Annotated in this window: 1 protein-coding gene; it reads left to right on the forward strand. The window is 48.8% G+C overall.

Going from position 1 to position 543, the window contains the following annotated elements:
• On the forward strand, positions 1-543 hold a 543-nt coding region (locus ACM0OX_RS35735; protein ID WP_414519951.1), incomplete at both ends, for a WD40 repeat domain-containing protein.

The raw sequence follows: 543 nt of genomic DNA on the forward strand, positions 1-543 counted from the left end.
CCGGATGGTAAAACTTTAGCTTCCGCCAGTGGTGACAACACGATCAAATTGTGGAATCTCAACACGCGCAAAGAAATTATCACTCTCAGGGGGCATAGCGATTCGGTCAACAGCGTCGTCTTCAGACCGGATGGTAAAACTTTAGCTTCCGCCAGTGGTGACAACACGATCAAATTGTGGAATCTCAACACGCGCAAAGAAATTATCACTCTCAGGGGGCATAGCGATTCGGTCAACAGCGTCGTCTTCAGCCCCGATGGTGAAACTTTAGCTTCCGCCAGTCGTGACAACACAATCAAATTGTGGAATCTCAACACGCGCAAAAAAATTACCACTCTGACTGGGTATAGCTATTTGGTCAACAGCATCGTCTTCAGCCCGGATGGCAAAACTTTAGCTTCCGCCAGTGCTGACAAGACTATCTTGTGGAATCTCGACACGCCGCGCAAAGAAATTATCACTCTGACTGGGCATAGCGATTCGCTCTTCAGCGTCGTCTTCAGCCCGGATGGTAAAACTTTAGCTTCCGCCAGTCGTGACAAG

Source organism: Nostoc sp. PCC 9305, from assembly GCF_963920915.1.
Classification (GTDB): Bacteria; Cyanobacteriota; Cyanobacteriia; order Cyanobacteriales; family Nostocaceae; genus Nostoc.